Origin of the sequence: Enterobacteriaceae endosymbiont of Donacia bicoloricornis (genome assembly GCF_012567955.1) — a bacterium.
In the GTDB taxonomy this organism is placed as follows: Bacteria; Pseudomonadota; Gammaproteobacteria; order Enterobacterales; family Enterobacteriaceae.
Genome location: NZ_CP046186.1, coordinates 369,356 through 385,900, shown reverse-complemented (window position 1 = coordinate 385,900; position 16,545 = coordinate 369,356). Strand labels below are relative to the sequence as shown.

Annotated in this window: 14 protein-coding genes; all 14 read left to right on the top strand. The window is 20.5% G+C overall.

The window, feature by feature from the left end:
- Nucleotides 1-39: 39 nt before the first annotated feature.
- The 14 genes from thrA to nuoL all read left to right on the top strand — a co-directional run bounded on the left by thrA (nucleotide 40) and on the right by nuoL (nucleotide 16,525).
- Nucleotides 40-2,493: a bifunctional aspartate kinase/homoserine dehydrogenase I gene (gene thrA, locus GJU03_RS01905; RefSeq protein WP_168918994.1), complete on the top strand. Its 2,454-nt coding sequence runs from the start codon at nucleotides 40-42 to the stop codon at nucleotides 2,491-2,493.
- A 25-nt stretch (nucleotides 2,494-2,518) separates the two neighbouring features.
- Nucleotides 2,519-3,460, top strand: coding sequence for a homoserine kinase (gene thrB, locus GJU03_RS01900; RefSeq protein ID WP_168918993.1), 942 nt, complete (start codon nucleotides 2,519-2,521; stop codon nucleotides 3,458-3,460).
- On the top strand, nucleotides 3,457-4,758 hold the full coding sequence (gene thrC, locus GJU03_RS01895; RefSeq protein ID WP_168918992.1) for a threonine synthase: 1,302 nt from the start codon (nucleotides 3,457-3,459) through the stop codon (nucleotides 4,756-4,758). The genes thrB and thrC overlap by 4 nt, the downstream gene beginning before the upstream one ends.
- A 24-nt stretch (nucleotides 4,759-4,782) precedes the next feature.
- Nucleotides 4,783-5,163 carry an NADH-quinone oxidoreductase subunit A gene (gene ndhC, locus GJU03_RS01890; protein ID WP_168918991.1) on the top strand — a complete coding sequence of 127 codons (381 nt, stop codon included), beginning with the start codon at nucleotides 4,783-4,785 and terminating at the stop codon, nucleotides 5,161-5,163.
- A gap of 27 nt (nucleotides 5,164-5,190) precedes the next feature.
- Entirely contained in the window at nucleotides 5,191-5,853 is a 663-nt protein-coding gene (locus tag GJU03_RS01885; protein WP_168918990.1) for a NuoB/complex I 20 kDa subunit family protein, read from the top strand.
- A 14-nt stretch (nucleotides 5,854-5,867) separates the two neighbouring features.
- Nucleotides 5,868-7,691 carry an NADH-quinone oxidoreductase subunit C/D gene (nuoC, locus tag GJU03_RS01880; RefSeq protein ID WP_168918989.1) on the top strand — a complete coding sequence of 608 codons (1,824 nt, stop codon included), beginning with the start codon at nucleotides 5,868-5,870 and terminating at the stop codon, nucleotides 7,689-7,691.
- Nucleotides 7,692-7,702: 11 nt separating this feature from the next.
- Nucleotides 7,703-8,215 carry an NADH-quinone oxidoreductase subunit NuoE gene (gene nuoE, locus GJU03_RS01875; protein WP_168918988.1) on the top strand — a complete coding sequence of 171 codons (513 nt, stop codon included), beginning with the start codon at nucleotides 7,703-7,705 and terminating at the stop codon, nucleotides 8,213-8,215.
- A complete protein-coding gene (gene nuoF, locus GJU03_RS01870) occupies nucleotides 8,196-9,485 on the top strand; it encodes an NADH-quinone oxidoreductase subunit NuoF (protein WP_168918987.1) in 1,290 nt (429 codons plus the stop codon). Before nuoE ends, nuoF begins: the two co-directional genes overlap by 20 nt.
- Before the next feature lie 72 nt (nucleotides 9,486-9,557).
- Nucleotides 9,558-12,290, top strand: a complete 2,733-nt coding sequence (gene nuoG, locus GJU03_RS01865; protein ID WP_168918986.1) for an NADH-quinone oxidoreductase subunit NuoG — start codon at nucleotides 9,558-9,560, stop codon at nucleotides 12,288-12,290.
- Complete coding sequence (gene nuoH, locus GJU03_RS01860; protein ID WP_168918985.1) at nucleotides 12,287-13,261, top strand: NADH-quinone oxidoreductase subunit NuoH; 975 nt, start codon at nucleotides 12,287-12,289, stop codon at nucleotides 13,259-13,261. The genes nuoG and nuoH overlap by 4 nt, the downstream gene beginning before the upstream one ends.
- Before the next feature lie 20 nt (nucleotides 13,262-13,281).
- A complete protein-coding gene (gene nuoI / locus GJU03_RS01855) occupies nucleotides 13,282-13,824 on the top strand; it encodes an NADH-quinone oxidoreductase subunit NuoI (protein ID WP_168918984.1) in 543 nt (180 codons plus the stop codon).
- 26 nt (nucleotides 13,825-13,850) lie between these two features.
- Complete coding sequence (locus GJU03_RS01850) at nucleotides 13,851-14,351, top strand: NADH-quinone oxidoreductase subunit J (protein WP_168918983.1); 501 nt, start codon at nucleotides 13,851-13,853, stop codon at nucleotides 14,349-14,351.
- A gap of 15 nt (nucleotides 14,352-14,366) precedes the next feature.
- The gene (gene nuoK, locus GJU03_RS01845; protein ID WP_168918982.1) at nucleotides 14,367-14,669 is read left to right on the top strand and encodes an NADH-quinone oxidoreductase subunit NuoK; all 303 of its coding nucleotides are present in this window, start codon (nucleotides 14,367-14,369) and stop codon (nucleotides 14,667-14,669) included.
- Nucleotides 14,666-16,525, top strand: a complete 1,860-nt coding sequence (gene nuoL, locus GJU03_RS01840; RefSeq protein ID WP_168918981.1) for an NADH-quinone oxidoreductase subunit L — start codon at nucleotides 14,666-14,668, stop codon at nucleotides 16,523-16,525. The genes nuoK and nuoL overlap by 4 nt, the downstream gene beginning before the upstream one ends.
- Nucleotides 16,526-16,545 lie beyond the last annotated feature (20 nt).

The following is a 16,545-nucleotide window of genomic DNA, read 5'->3' as shown; positions in this document are numbered from 1 at the left end:
TTTCTATATTTTAAAATTAATTTTAGGTGGTTTAATAACATGATAGTATTAAAATTTGGTGGAACATCATTAAAAAATGCAGAAAGATTTTTAATAGTAACTAATATAATTAATCATATTCTGTTAAAAAATGAAAAAGTAGCTATTGTTCTATCTGCTCCTGCAAATATTACAAATATTTTAGAAATAATGATAGAAAAATCTATAAAAAAAAAAAACTATAAACAAGACATAATTTATATAAAAAATTTTTTTATAAAAATAGTTAATGATTTTGAAAAAAAAATAAAAAACCCAGATTTTAATATTTTAAACAATAATATAAATAAAATTATTAATAAAATCGAAAAATTATTAGATGGTATTAATTTACTTAATTATTGTCCTGATATTATTAAGGCAAAAATTTTATCACAGGGTGAAAAGTTTTCAATTATTTTATTAGAATATTTATTAAAAATAAAAAAATATAAAATATTTATAATTTCTCCTAAAAAATATTTATTAGCATATGGAAATTATTTAGAATCTACAGTAGATATTAATTTAACTTTAAAAAATATTCAAAATATTAATTTAACAAATATTGATATAATATTAATGCCTGGTTTTTCTGCTGTTAATCAAAAAAAACAAACAGTTTTATTAGGTAGAAATGGTTCAGATTATTCTGCAGCAATATTAGCTGTTTGCTTGAAAGCTAAGCATTGCGAAATTTGGACTGATGTAGATGGTATATATACAGCAGATCCTAATATTATACCAAATACTAAATTAGTAAAATTTATTACTTATCAAGAAGCTATAACATTAGCATATTTTGGAGCAAAAGTTATTCATTACAAAACTTTAGCTCCAATGTTAAAAAATAATATACCTTGTATGATTAAAAATATAATTAATTTAAATTCAGAAGGAACTTTAATTAATAATTTTAATATTAAAAATCATATTATATCAAAAATTAAGGGAATTACAGAATTAAAAAATATATCATTATTAAACATTAATGGTGATAAAAATAAACACATTAAAAGTATTATATCAAGAATATTATTTTTTATATTTACTTTAAAAATATCTATTTATTTTATTACTCAATCTTCTGAAGATTGTAATATTAATATTTTTTTATTAAACAAAAACTTAAATAATTTAAAAAATTTATTAGAAGATGAATTTTATATAGAATTAAAATATAGTTTAATCAAATCAATCAAAATAATTAAAAATTTATCACTAATTACATTAGTAAATAACGATATTAATCATTCTTCAAATATAATTTCTAAATTTTTAAATATTTTTAAAACAACAAATATTAATATATTTGCTATATCACAGAATATTTTTCAGAATTATATTTCTGTTGCAATTAAAGAAAAATATGCAAAAAATATTATAGAGATAATACATAGAATATTATTTCATAAAGAAAAAATATTAGAAGTTTTTATAATAGGTACTGGAAATATTGGAAGTACTTTATTAAAACAAATTGATAAAAATAAATATTATTTTAAAAATAAAAATATTTTTTTAAAAATTTGTAGTATTATGAATACAAAAAATTTTTTATTTAATTTTAGTGGTCTTAACATAAAAACTTGGGAAAAAGAAATTAAAAATCATATTTATGATAATATAATAAAAAAATTATTAAAAAAATCTAAAAAATATAAATTTATTAATCCTGTAATTATTGATTGTACTTCTTCACAAGAAATTGCAGATCAATATATAAATTTTTTAAGTTATGGTTTTAATATAATTGCTACTAATAAAACAGCAAATTCTACCAGAATAGAATATTATAATCAAATACGTTCTACAGCAAGTAAATTAAATTTAAAATTTTATTATGAAACTAACGTAGGTGCTGGATTACCAGTTATTAATACATTACAAAATATCCTGAAAACAGGTGATAAAATTATTAATTTTATCGGTATTTTATCTGGTTCACTTTCATTTATTTTTGGTAAATTAGAAGAAAATATCACTTTATCTCAATCAATAATAATGGCCCAAAAAATGGGTTTTACAGAACCTGATCCAAGAACAGATCTTACGGGAATAGATGTAGCTAGAAAATTACTTATATTAGCTAGAGAAATTGGTTTTAATATAGAATTAAATGATATTATTATTGAATCTGTTATACCTAAAAAATTTAATAAACAAAAATCTCTTACAGAATTTTTTAATTCTTTATCAGAAATAAATAAAATTTATAAAAAAAAAGTTCAAAAAGCAAAAAAAGACAATAAAGTCTTACGTTATATTGGAAGTATAAATTCTAAAGGAATATGTAAGGTAAAAATTATAGAAATTGACAATAATCATCCTTTTTTTAAAATAAAAAATGGAGAAAATTCTTTTGCTTTTTATACTAATTATTATAAACCTTATCCATTAGTATTAAGAGGATACGGTGCTGGTAATAATGTTACTGCCGCAGGAGTATTAATTGATTTATTACGTTTAATTTAATTAAAATATAAGGAATTATTAATCCATGATTAAAATTTATTCTCCTGCTTCTATTGGAAATGTTAATGTAGGTTTTGATACATTAGGTATAGCATTATCTAGAATTGATAAAGGTATTTTAGGGGATTTAATAACAATTTCTTCATCTAATAAATTTATATTAATTAATAAAGGAATATTTTTAAATGATTTACCAAAAAATAATTATGAAAATATTATTTTTCATTGTTGGATAAAATTTTGTAAAAAAATTGGGAAAAAAATTCCAATAAAAATAATTTTAGAAAAAAATGTTCCTGTAGCATCAGGACTAGGTTCTAGTGCATGTTCAATTGTTGCATTTTTAAAAGCAATAAATTTATTTTGTAATAACCCATTAAATAATCTTGATTTACTAAAATTAATGGGTAAATTAGAAGGATTATTATCTGGTAATATACATTATGATAATATAGTTCCCTGTTTATTAGGAGGAATGAAATTAATATTAATTAATAATAAAAATAATTTAATTATTCAAAATGTTCCAATTTTTAAAAATTGGTTTTGGGTTATTGCTTATCCAGGAATTAAATTATCTACTTTTGGTTCTAGAAAAATTTTACCAAAACTATATAAAAAAGAAATTTTAATTAAACAAAGTCAATATTTAGCAGGATTTATTAATGCTAGTCATACAAAAAAAGAATTATTAGCATCTAAATTAATGCAAGATTTTATTGCTGAACCATATAGAAAATCTTTAATACCTAATTTTAAAAAAATTTCCTATATAGCAAAAAAATTAGGAGCTTTAAATTATGGTATTTCAGGTTCAGGACCAACAATATTTAGTATTTTTAATAATTTAAGTTATGCAAATAAAATGGTTATATGGTTAAAAAAAAATTATTTAAAAAATAATACAGGGTTTGTTTATGTATGTAAAATTAATAATATAGGTACTCAAATTATGGAGAAAAAATGAAATTTTATAATCTTAATTATCAAGAAGAAAATATAAATTTTTGTCAAGCTTTAAAAAAAGGTTTAGGGAAAAATCAAGGTTTATTTTTTCCTGTAAATATACCTAAATTAAATAATAAAACAATTCAAAATATATTAAATCTTAATTTTATTGATAGAAGTAGTTATATAATTTCATTATTTTTAGATGAAAAAGAAATTTCAATAAATGATTTAAAATCACAAATAACTAAAGCATTTAATTTTCCATTAGTATTAAACTTAATTGATAAAAATATTGCTTGTTTAGAATTATTTTATGGACCAACTTTAGCTTTTAAAGATTTTGGTGTTCGTTTTATGGCTCAAATGCTAAATTTTTTTGATAAGAAAAAAATTATCATTTTAACTGCTACTTCTGGTGATACAGGTGCAGCTGTTGCTCATGCTTTTCATAAAATGAATAATATTGAAGTAGTTATATTATATCCTTATAAAAAAATTTCTATTTTACAAGAAAAATTATTTTGTACATTAGGAAATAATATAAAAACAATTGCTATTAAAGGTAATTTTGATGATTGTCAAAAACTAATAAAAAAAATTTTTAATGATAAAGAACTTCAAAAGTTATTTTATTTAAATTCTGCAAATTCAATTAATATTAGTAGATTAATAGCTCAAATATGTTATTATTTTGAAGCTTTTGCACAAATTCCTTTAAATGAAAGAAAAAAAAAAATAATTTTTTCAGTACCTAGTGGTAATTTTGGTAATTTGACTGCTGGATTAATAGCAAAAACAATCGGTTTACCCATAAATAAATTTATTGCAGCAACTAATATAAATGATACAGTACCTAGATTTTTAAATAAAGGATATTGGAAACCTAGAAAAACAATAGAAACATTATCTAATGCAATGGATGTAAGTATTCCTAATAATTGGCCTAGAATTATAGAAATTTTTAATAAAAATAATTGGAATTTAAATGAATTAGAATCTTGCGCTATTACAGATATACAAACAACAAAAACAACAGTAGATTTTTTTAAAAAATATAAATATATTTTAGAACCTCATTCATCTGTTAGTTTTTGTGCATTAAAAAAATATATTCTCAATAATGAAACATTCAATGTTTTTCTTGGTACTGCACATCCGGCAAAATTTCAAAATTATGTTTATAATACATTATATCATAAAATATTATTACCAAAAATTTTAATTAATTGTATAGAAAAAAAAAATTTATCTTATATATTATCCAATAATTTTAATCATTTAAAAAATTTTTTAATAAAAAATTATGTAATTTAAATTTATTTTTAATAAATCATTATTATGATAAACACATTAACTTATAATCCTCAATATTTTATATTATTTCAAATTTCTGCTATAACAATTAGTTGTTTAGTTATGTTACTATCATTTTTTTTAGGAGGATATTCATATGGCATAGATAAAGAAATTCCATTTGAATCAGGAGTTTGTTCTTATGATATTTCTCAAAAAAAAATACATATTAATTTTTATTTAATAGCAATATTTTTTATAATTTTTGATATCGAATCTTTATATTTATATTTATGGTCTATTACTATTAAAATAATAAAATTAGAAAGTTTTATTGAAGGAATTTTATTTATTTTAACTATTTTAATCACTTTATTTTATTTATTTAAAATGAAAGCTTTAAATTGGAAATATAAAAAAAATTAATTACATAAAAAAAATATATATAACAAAATGAAATATATTCTTAAAAAAATTAAAAATAATAAAAAAAATTATCCTTTAGAAACACAAAAAAATATTAATACAGATCCTTTAAATGATCAAATTAGTAAAAATATTTTTTTAGGTACTTTAAAAAAAGTAACACATAAAATTATTAACTGGGGGAGAAAAAATTCTTTATGGCCTTATAATTTTGGATTATCTTGTTGTTATGTTGAAATGACTACATCATTTACATCTATTAATGATATTTCACGTTTTGGTTCTGAAGTATTAAGAGCATCTCCCAGACAAGCTGATTTTATGGTAATAGCAGGAACATGTTTTTTAAAAATGGCTCCCATTATACAAAGATTATATGATCAAATGTTAGAACCTAAGTGGGTAATTTCTATGGGATCATGTGCTAATTCAGGAGGAATGTATGATATATATTCTGTAGTACAAGGAGTTGATAAATTTTTACCTGTAGATGTTTATATACCAGGATGTCCTCCTAGACCAGAAGCATACATACAAGCATTATTATTATTACAAAAATCTATAAATTACGAAAGACGTCCTTTATCCTGGATAATAGGAGACCAAAGTATTTATAAAGCTAAATTAAAATCATCTAATAAATTTTTTAATGACAAAAATTTTAAATTTAAATCAATAAAAAATATATAATAATAGGATTTTTTATGAAAAATTTTTTTGATAATGTAGTTAAAAAAATAGGAGATACATATAATAAATCTTTTTTTAAGAAAAATATAGAGTCTATTGTTAATGAATTAAATAAAAAATTTAATTTTAAAGATTTTATTATACAAAATATTTCTAATCATAAAATGCCGTTAACTATTTGGATTAGATCACAAGATTTAATAAAATTTATAAAATTTTTTTCCGAAATAGATAATCCGTATAATATGTTATACGATATGCATGGTATAGATGAAAGACTACATTTTAATAAATTTTATTTAATGAAAAAAATGGATTTTTCATTATTTTATTATTTAATATCTATAAATAGAAATTCAGATATTATTATAAAAATTCCTTTAAAAGAAAATAATTTGAATATAAATACTATTACAAATTTTTTTAAAAATGCTAATTGGTATGAAAGAGAAGTTTGGGAAATGTTCGGTATTAATTTTATTAATCATCCTAATTTATCACATATATTATTACCCAAAAATTGGAATTATGGTTTTCCTTTACGTAAGGATTTTCCTTCTAGAGCAACTGAACTTACACCTTATTTTTTAACAAAAGAAAAATATAAAAAAGATATTGAATCTACTAAATTTAATCCAGAAGATTATAATTTTGTAACAAATAATAAATTAAATAATTATATGTATCTTAATTTAGGACCTAATCATCCTTCAGTTCATGGTGCTTTTAGAATAATATTACAATTATCTGGTGAAGAAATTATACAATGTATTCCAGAAATAGGATTTCATCATAGAGGAGCAGAAAAAATAGCAGAAAGACAAACATGGCATACATATATACCATATACAGATAGAATTGAATATTTAGGTGGTTGTATAAATGAAATGCCTTATATTCTTGCAATAGAAAAATTAGCAAATATATCTATCACAGATAGAATTAAGGTTATTAGAATAATGTTATCTGAATTATTTCGTATTAATAGTCATTTATTATGTTTGTCTACCTTTATGCAAGATTTAGGTATAATGACTCCTATATTTTTAGTCTTTACTGATAGACAAAAAGTATATGATATAATTGAAGCTATAACAGGAGCTAGGATGCATCCTGCATGGTTTAGAATAGGAGGATTAGCACAAGATCTACCTAATAGATGGAATATCTTAATAAAAAAATTATTAAATTGGCTACCTAAAAGGTTAAATATATATAAAAAAACTGCACTAGAAAATAGTATTTTAATATCTAGAGCTAAAAACATAGCTTCTTATAATCAAAAAGAAGCAATATCTTGGGGAATTACTGGTACAGGGTTAAGAGCTACTGGATTAAATTTTGATATTCGTAAATGGAGACCTTATTCAGGATATGAAAATTTTGACTTTGATATTCCTATAGGATATAATGTTAGTGATTCTTATTCAAGAATTTTATTAAAATTTGAAGAAATTTGGCAAAGTTTACATATTATTCAACAATGTTTGGATCATATGCCTGCAGGACAATATAAAGTTGATCATCCTCTAACAACTCCCCCTCCTAGAGAAAGAATGTTAAATAATATAGAAAACTTAATTCATCATTTTGTTCAAGTTTCTTGGGGACCATTGATACCTGCTAATGAATCATTTCAAATGATCGAAGCAACTAAAGGAATTAATAGTTATTATTTAATTAGTGATGGAAACACTGTAAGTTATAGAACAAGAATTAGGACACCTAGTTTTCCTCATTTACAACAAATACCATCTGTTATTCAAGGTAGTTTGATATCAGATTTAATTACTTATTTAGGTAGTATTGATTTTGTTATGTCTGATGTAGATCGTTAAAATATAATATCATGAAAAAAATAAATAATAATACAAATATATCTTTAAATAAAGAAGAATTAAAAATAATTAATAAAATTAAAAGTCATTATGAATCTAATAATGCTGCTATTATTGAAATATTAATATTTTTTCAAAAAAAATATGGATGGATATCTAATGATAATATTATGATTATTTCTAATATTTTAGATATAAATCCTTCTGAAATTGATAGTATAGCAACATTTTATAGTCAAATTTTTAGATCTCCAGTAGGTAAATATATTATTAAATATTGTGATAGTGTTGTTTGTTATATAACTAAATATAAGAAAATTTTAAAATATATTCAAAAAAGATTAAATATTAAATCAGGGCAAACGACATCTAATAAACTATTTACTTTAATACCTATTTGTTGTTTAGGACATTGTGAAAAAAGTCCAGTTATAATGATTAATGAAAAAGTTTATACTTCATTATCTATTAATTATATAAATCAAATATTGGATAATTATATTAATGAAAATAATCAATCCTAATCCAGAAACACATCCCCTAACATGGCGTATTAATAATAATAATAAAAATAAAACAATTTTTTTAAAAGAATATATAAAGAAAAATGGCTATCAAAGTCTAAGAAAAAGTTTATTAAAATATTCTTCACAAGATATTATTAATATAGTTAAACAATCAAAATTAAAAGGAAGAGGAGGAGGAGGATTTTATACTGGATTAAAATGGAGTTTAATTCCACCTAAAAAAAATGATAAAGAAATTCGTTATTTTTTATGTAATGCTGATGAAATGGAACCTGGAACATTTAAAGATCGTTTTTTAATAGAAAATATTCCTCATCAACTAATAGAAGGTATTATTATTAGTTCTTTTGCAATTCAAGCAAACAAAGGATATATTTTTTTAAGAGGAGAATATATAAACTGTGCAAAAATTTTAAATATAGCTATAAAAGAAGCTTATAATCTAAATTTTTTAGGTAAAAAAATATTAAATAGTAATTTTGATTTTGATTTATATCTTCATATAGGAGCAGGAAGATATATCTGTGGAGAAGAAACAGCTTTAATTAATTCTTTAGAAGGAAAACGAGCAAATCCTAGATTTAAACCTCCATATCCTGCTTCCATTGGTTTATGGGGGAAACCAACATGTGTTAATAATGTAGAGACTATATTTAATATACCTAGTATTATTCAATATGGTCCTATTTGGTATAAAGATATATCTAAAAGTAAATATGATACTGGTACAAAAATGTTAGGTTTTTCTGGAAATGTAAAAAATCCTGGATTATGGGAGTTACCTTTTGGGATAACTGCTCGTGAAATTTTAGAAAAATATGCAGGAGGAATGAAAAAAAAATTTATATTTAAAGCCTGGCAACCAGGAGGGGCAGGAACTGGTTTATTAACAAAAGATCATTTAGATTTACCTATGGATTTTATAAATATTAGTCAAGCAGGAAGTAGATTAGGAACAGGTATATCTATTGCTATAGATCATACTATTAATATAGTATCTTTAGTAAAAAATTTAGAAATTTTTTTTGCTAGAGAATCTTGTGGTTTTTGTACTCCATGTAGAGAAGGATTACCTTGGATTGTTAAAATATTAACTAATTTAGAAAAAAAAAAAGGAGATAAAAAAGATATTTTTCTTCTTAAAGATATAAGTAAACAATTAACAAATGGAGGTTCATTTTGTGCTCATGCTCCCGGAGCTATGGAACCTTTAAATAGTGCATTAAAATATTTTTTACACGAATTTGAATATGGAATTACTAATTAATTATTTTTTATCTAAAAAATATATTTATTATATATTTTCAAATATACTAAAATAGTATAATGGAATAAGATTATGATTAATATTAATATAGAAGGTAAATTTTATAAAGTTAATAAAAAAGATAATTTATTAAAAATATGTTTATCTTTAGGGTTTAATTTACCTTATTTTTGTTGGCACCCAATTTTAGGTAGTATAGGTTCATGTCGTCAATGTGCCATAAAACAATATGATAATATGAAAAAAAAAAACGGACAAATAATTATGTCCTGTATGTCTTCTCCTATAGAAGGATCTTATATTTTCATTAATGATAAAGATTCTATTAATTTTCGTAAAAAAAATATTGAATTATTAATGTTAAATCATCCACATGATTGCCCAATTTGTGATGAAGGTGGAAATTGTCATTTACAAGATATGACTGTAATGACTGGACATCATATTCGGAGATTTAATTTTCCTAAAAGAAAATATAAAAATCAATATTTAGGACCATTTATATCACATATTATGAACCGTTGTATTACATGTTATCGTTGTGTAAGATTCTATAAAAATTATGCAGACGGTAAAGATTTTAATGTTTTTGGTTCAAAAGATAATATTTATTTTGGAAAATATTTAGATGGTATATTAGAAAGTCCATTTTCTGGTAACTTAATTGAAATTTGTCCTACAGGAGTTTTTACAGATAAAACTTATAATATAAATTATTCAAGAAAATGGGATCTTCAATATGCTCCAAGTATTTGTCAACACTGTTCACTAGGATGTAATATTTTAGTAGGAGAACGTTATGGACAATTATCTAGTATACAAAATAGATTTCATGAAAAAATTAATCATTATTTTCTTTGTGATAAAGGTTATTTTGGTTATGGATATACTCTTTTAAAGAGTAATCCTATTAAAATAATATATTATAAAAATAATGAAAAATTAATTTTAAATAATAAAAAAATTATCAAAAAAATTACTAATTTAATATTAAAATCTAAAAAAATAATTGGAATTGGTTCACCTCGAGCAAGTATAGAAAGTAATTTTATTTTAAAAAAATTAGTTGGAAAAAATAATTTTTATTTAGGTATTTTAGAAAATGAAAAAAAACAAATTAATTATATTATTAAAATATTACAAAATAAAAAAATATATTTTCCCACATTATCTGAAATAGAAAATTATGATGCTATCCTAATTTTAGGAGAAGATTTAACAAATACTAATCCTAGAGCTGCTTTAGCTGTGAGACAAGCTATAAAAAATAATTTAAATAATAATAAAAAATCTAAAAATATTCCTTATTGGCATTCTGATGCAATTTTAAATTTTAGAAATAAATTATTAAATCCATTATTTATCATAAGTAATGATAAAACATCATTAGATGATATATCTTTATGGAATTATTATGCACCTACTATAGATCAATCTAAATTTGGTTTTATATTAGCTAATTATATTAAAAATAATAAGAATAATAATTCTATGCTAAATAATAAAAACTTAATAAATCAAATTATAGAAATAAAAAAAATATTATTAAATGCTAAAAAACCTTTAATTATTTCTGGAACTGGATCAAATTCTATAGAATTAATTTCAGCATCTTTTGCTATAGCAAAAGAATTAAATGCAAAAAAAAAAGATGTAGGTTTATTCTATGTATTAAATAAAGTAAATAGTATGGGAATTGGTTTAATTAAAGGAAAATCTTTACAAAATTTATTTATAAAAAATAAAGTTAATAAATACATAAATATAGACACAATTATTATTGTTGAAAATGATTTATATTTTTATGAAGAAAAAAATAAATTAAATAATTTTTTTAAAAAAATTCCTAATAAAATTGTTTTAGATCATATTTTAACTAAAACTATGAAACAAGCAAATATAATATTACCAACATCAAATTTTCTAGAAAGTAATGGAACTGTAATTAATAATGAATGTAGAGCACAACGATTTTTCCAAGTATATAAACCTTCTTTCTATAATAAACAAAATAATAGAAAATCTAGTTGGCAATGGTTATATCAAATATATGCTAGATTAAATAATCTAAACAAAAAAATTACATTAGATAATCTTATTAAAGAATGTGAAAAATATATCCCTTTATTAAAAGGTATTCATTTAGCATCATATTCTTCTACTTATAAAGTATATAATAGAAAATTTGCAAGATCTCCAATCAGATTTAGTGGTAGAACATCTATATTATCTAATATTAATGTGCATGAACCTAAACAACCAGAAGATAAAGATACTATTTTTAATTTTTCTATGGAAGGTAATTATAATCAAAATCTTAATTGTTCACAAATACCATTTTTATGGGCTCCTGGTTGGAATTCTTCTCAATCATTATATAAATTTCAAAAAGAAATAGGAATTTCTTCAAAATACGGGCCTACAGGATTTAAAATTAATTGCAAAAAAAATTATATATTAAAGTTTAAAAAAAAAAATTATAAAGATAAATTTATTTTACCTAAAAAATTAATAATTACTGCTCATTATACTTTATTTAATAGTAATAGTTTAATCCAAAAATCATCTTTAATTCAAAAATATTTTTCTGATCATTATGTTGTTTTAAATAAAAAAGATGCTGAAAAATTAGGAATTTTAACTAATAATTTAATTGAATTACATTGTTTAAATAATACCTTTATTCTAAAGGTAAGTATTTCAGAGTTTTTACATCAAGGATTAATTAGTATACCATTAGGTGCAAAAGGAATTCCATTATCTTTTTTAGGAAAAATTATTGAAAAAATAAAGGTATTAAAATGATTTTATTTAATTTGTCTAAAAATATAGAATCAAGATTTTTATTCAAAACAATATCTATATTATTATTATTAATAATAAGTGGGAGTTTTTTAAGTTTTGTTGAGAGACGAATCTTAGCTTTATTTCAGAATCGTTATGGACCTAATAGAGTTGGGTTATATGGATGTTTACAAATATTAGCAGATATGATAAAAATTTTTTTTAAAGAAGATTGGACACCAAAATTTTCAAATAAATTATTATTTAATATTGCTCCAATTATAGCTTTTAATGCATTATTATCTGTATTTGCTATATTACCTATTACCCCTAAATTAATAATATCTAATTTAGATATTGGAATACTTTTTTTTTTTATGATGGCTAGCCTTTCTATTTATTCTATTTTATTTGCTGGATGGGCAAGTAATAATAAATATGCTTTATTAGGTTCAATAAGAGGTGTTGCTCAAATAATAAGTTATGAAATTTTTTTAGGTTTGTCTTTAATGGGGATTGTATGCCAAACAGGATCTTTTAATCTATATGATATAGTTTATTATCAGTATAAATATTATTGGAATATTATTCCTCAATTTTTTGGTTTTATATCATTTTTTATTTCTTCTATTGCATTGTGTCATAGGTATCCTTTTGATCAACCAGAAACAGAACAAGAACTCATTGATGGTTATCATATTGAATATTCTGGAATGAAATTTGGTCTTTTTTTTATAGGAGAATATATTAATATTATAGTTATGTCTTCTTTAATAGTAATTTTATTTTTTGGTGGATGGTTAGGACCATTTTTACCACCAATAATATGGTATTTAGGAAAAACTTTTATATTTATAATATTATTTTTTTTAATAAGAGCATCATTACCTAGACCTCGTTATGATAACGTAATGTATTTTAGTTGGTTTACATGTTTACCATTAACATTAATTAATCTTATTGTTACTGCATTTTTTGTAATATTAAAATAATTAGATTTTAAAAAAAAATAATGAAAATAAAAAAATTTTTTAGAAATTTAATCAGTCAAATAAAAAGTATTTTTTTAGTATGGATGAATCTTTTTAATAAAAGAGAAACTATAATGTATCCAGAAGAAAAAATTTATTTACCACCAAGATATAGAGGAAGAATTATATTAACATCTGATTCCAATAATAATGAACGTTGTGTTGCATGTAATCTTTGTGCAGTTTCATGTCCAGTTGGTTGTATAAGTTTGAAAAAAATAACAAATAAAAATGGAAGATCTTATCCAAAATTTTTTCGAATTAATATATCTAGATGTATTTTTTGTGGATTTTGCGAAGAAGCATGTCCTACGGGAGCAATACAATTAATTCCAGATTTTGAATTATGTGAATTAAATAGAAAAGATTTAATTTATGAAAAAAATGATTTATTAAAAAAAAATCAAGGGAAATATACTAAATATAATTTTTATGATATTTCTGGAATTAACATTAATAATAATAATAATAAAAAAAATAAAAATTCAAATATTGAAGTTGATATTAAAAATATATTACCATAATTTTAAATTTTAAAAAAGGATTATAGATGGAAATAATATTTTATACTTTAGAAGTAATATCAATAATTTTCATATTTTTAATGTTTATTAATATTAATCCTATTAATATAATATTGTATTTTCTAATTTCATTAATTTCAATATCATGTATATTTTTTATTTTAGGAGATTATTTTGCAGGTGCATTAGAAATTATTATTTATGCAGGAGCTGTTGTCATTTTATTTATATTTTCTTTAATGTTTTTAGATTATAAAAATATTAAATTAGAAGAAAAAAAAGTTTTATTAAAAAAAAAAATATCTTTATTTATTATATTATTTTTCACTTTAGTATTTGTTATATTTATTTTTTTTATTTTAAAAAATATATATAGTAAAAAATATATTATTATGAATTTTATTAATATAAAAGACATTGGTATAAATTTATTTACAAAATATAAAATTATTGTTGAATTAATATCAATACTTTTATTATCTGGTATAATTACTGTTTTACACATAGGTAAAACACAAGAACAATAAAAAAAAGAGTGTTAAATGATACCTTTATATCATATTTTAATATTTATTATATTAATATTTATTTTGGGATTAACAGGAATAATTATTAGAAATAATATGTTATATATTCTAATTTTTACTGAAATTATGATTAATTCTGCAGCATTATCATGTATAATTTCTGGTAATTATTGGAAACAAACAGAAGGCGAAATTATGTATATTGTATCCATTAGTATATCAGCTATAGAAACTTGTATAAATTTAATTTTATTAATAAAATTATACTATTATAAAAATAACATTAATATTGACTCAATGAGTGAGATGAATGGATGAATTTTCTTTTTTTAATAATTTTAATGCCATTAATTAGTTTTGTAATACTATCACTTTTTTCAAAATATTTGAATAAAACTCAAATTTCAATAATTGGAATAAGTTTTATAGGTATAAGTGCAATTCTTGCATTAATTATAGGATTTATTTTTATTAAAAATAATGGTCTATTATATAAACAAACTTTATGGAAAATATTAGATATTGATTATTTATATATTGATTTTTCTTTATATTTAGATAAATTATCTTTAATAATGTTATTACTTATTACCTGGGTAGGATTTATAATTCATATTTTTTCAATTTGGTATATGGAAAATAAAGAAGGATATTCTAGATTTTTTGCATATACTAATTTATTTATATCAAATATGATATTGCTAATTTTAGCTAATAATTTTATTTTAATGTTTTTTGGATGGGAAGGTGTAGGAGTATGTTCCTATTTATTAATAGGATTTTTTAATAAAAAATTAAAAAATGGATTATCTGCTATAAAAGCTTTTTTAATAACTCGTTTTAGTGATATTTTTTTAATTATTGGAATTTTTTTAATATTTAAAGTTTTTCATACTTTAAATTTTTCAAAAATATCATATTTAATAACATCTTCTCATATTTATTATAAATCATATTATTTAAAAATTATTTCTATAATGTTAATAATTGGATCATTAGGTAAATCTGCTCAATTTCCATTAAATACTTGGTTAATAGATGCTATGGCTGGACCAACTCCTGTATCATCAATGATTCATGCTGCTACTATGGTAACAGCAGGCATTTATTTAATATTACGTAACAATATATTATTTTTAATGAATGATAATATACTTTTTTTAACTAGTATTATTGGATCAATAACTTTATTATTATCTGGATGGTCTGCATTAATACAAAATAACATAAAAAATATTTTAGCTTATTCTACTATGAGTCAACTTGGTTATATGTTTTTAGCATTAGGTATTCATTCTTTTCATGCTACTTTATTTCATATAATATCTCATGCTTTTTTTAAAGCATTACTTTTTTTATGTGCTGCATCTATTATTACTTCATGTAATAATGAACAAAATATATTTAAAATAGGAAAAACAAAAAAATATTTTCCTTTTATATATTATTATTTTTTATGTGGTGCTTTATCCTTAATGTCATTACCTTTTATAACAATGAGTAGTTTTACTAAAGAAAAAATATTATATGAAATATTAATAAATAAACATATTTTATTATTTATAATTGGTATTATAGGTAGTTTTTTTACATGTTTATATACAATACGTATGATTTATATTATTTTTTATGGTCAAAAAATTATTTTACCTATTATTAATAATAAATTTGCACATAATTTCCCATTAGTTATATTAAGTATACTTTCTAGTAACATAGGTATAAAATTATTACCCAGAAAAAATAGTATTTTATTTCCTAATAAAATGTTATTTTTGAAAAGTCATTTTAATCATATGTTAGAAATTGTATCTATTATTATATTCATAATAAGTTTTATATTATATATATTTTATATTAAAAAAAATAATTTTATTAATAAAGTTGTTAATTATTATTATAAATTTTCTTTTATAAATAATTTTTTTTTAAATGGATGTTATATCGATTTTATTTATAAAAAAATTTTTGTAAATATTTTTTTAAAAATACTATTGATCATAAAAAATGATCCTATTGCTAGATTTATAGATTTTTTAACGATAAAAACAATAAATAAAATAGGAAATATACTTTTATTAAATCAAAATGGATATATTCGTTGGTATATATCATCAATATATTTAGGAATAATATTAATTATATTATATTTAATAATATTAATTAATTATTAAAATTTTTATATAAAATAAAA